Annotated in this window: 2 protein-coding genes; both read left to right on the top strand. The window is 68.6% G+C overall.

Features of this window, described 5'->3' with window-relative positions; translation table 11 throughout:
• Positions 1 to 697, top strand: a 697-nt coding sequence (locus POF73_RS45690; protein ID WP_272125455.1) for a phosphopantetheine-binding protein, incomplete at its 5' end; no start/stop codon positions are given.
• Positions 698 to 757: 60 nt separating this feature from the next.
• The coding region (locus POF73_RS45685; RefSeq protein WP_272125454.1) for a beta-ketoacyl synthase N-terminal-like domain-containing protein at positions 758 to 1,324 on the top strand (567 nt) is incomplete at its 3' end.

The raw sequence follows: 1,324 nt of genomic DNA, 5'->3' as shown, positions 1-1,324 counted from the left end.
TGCGACGTCGGATGCGGACGCGGTTGTGGTCGTGGCGGATGTGGACTGGGCGCGGTTCACCCCCGCGTACACCAGTGTCCGCCCGAGCGCACTGCTCGCCGACCTGCCCGAAGCACGCGCGGCCCTCACCACCACCTCGGGAGCATCCGGGCACCAGGAGAGCGAACGGGAGTCCGAGCTGCGGCAAGAGCTCGGTGGACATCCGGCGGACGAGCGACGGCAGGCTCTGCTCGACCTGGTGCGCAAGCGGGCGGCAGAGGTACTGGGACACGGCGACACCGCCATCGTGGGGTCGGGCCAGGCCTTCCGTGAACTCGGCGTCGACTCACTGACGGCCGTGGAACTGCGCAACCGGCTCGCCTCCGAGACGGGCCTGAAGCTGCCCAGCACCCTCGTCTTCGACCACCCGACGCCCCGTCATCTGGCGACCTTCCTCGACGACGCGCTGTTCGGTACGGAGGAAGCCGACGCGGAGACCGCTCTCGTGGCCGAGATGGACCGGCTGGCCTCCACGATTTCAAGGCTTTCCCCAGATAACAGCGTCAGGACTCTCGCGAAGGCACGCCTGCGCAGCATGCTGACCGAGCTGGATGATCAGAGCGAGGGTGATCCCAAAGCCTCTGTCTCCCAGCAGCTCGAGGCGGCCTCGGACGACGAGATCTTCGACTTCATCAATCAGGAACTCGGCAGGTCCTGAACGCCCGCGTCGCAGCAGGCCGAAACGTTCCTACCGCTACAACGTATGGGGCAAGTTCCAATGGCGAATGAAGACAAGCTCCGGGACTACCTCAAGTGGGTCACCACCGACCTGGCCGAGACACGTCGGCGGCTCCAGGAGCTGGAGTCCCGCGGGGACGAGCCCATCGCGATCGTCGGGATGAGCTGCCGGTTCCCCGGCGGGGTGCGGTCCCCCGAGGACTACTGGCAGCTCCTGGTCGACGGTGCCGATGCCATCTCCGAGTGGCCCACGGACCGCGGTTGGGACACCGAGGCGCTCTACGACCCGGACTCCCGGCGCGTGGACGGCAGTTACGCCCGCGAGGGCGGGTTCGTCCACGACGCCGGAGACTTCGACCCGGCATTCTTCGGGATCTCGCCGCGTGAGGCCGTCGCGATGGACCCGCAGCAGCGGCTGCTGCTGGAGGCGTCATGGGAGGCGTTCGAACACGCCGGCATCGACCCGGAGTCGGCGCGGGGCGGCCGCGCCGGCGTGTTCGTGGGATGCAGCAACCAGGAGTACGGCGCCGGTCTCGGCGACGTTCCCGACGACGTACGCGGCCACCTGCTGACCGGCAACTCCACGTCCGTGGTCTCCGGCCGCGTC

Source organism: Streptomyces sp. HD (genome assembly GCF_028369295.1).
Taxonomy (GTDB): Bacteria; Actinomycetota; Actinomycetes; order Streptomycetales; family Streptomycetaceae; genus Streptomyces.
The sequence above is the reverse complement of the archived record's forward strand: the minus strand, read 5'-3'. Positions and strand labels throughout refer to the sequence as shown.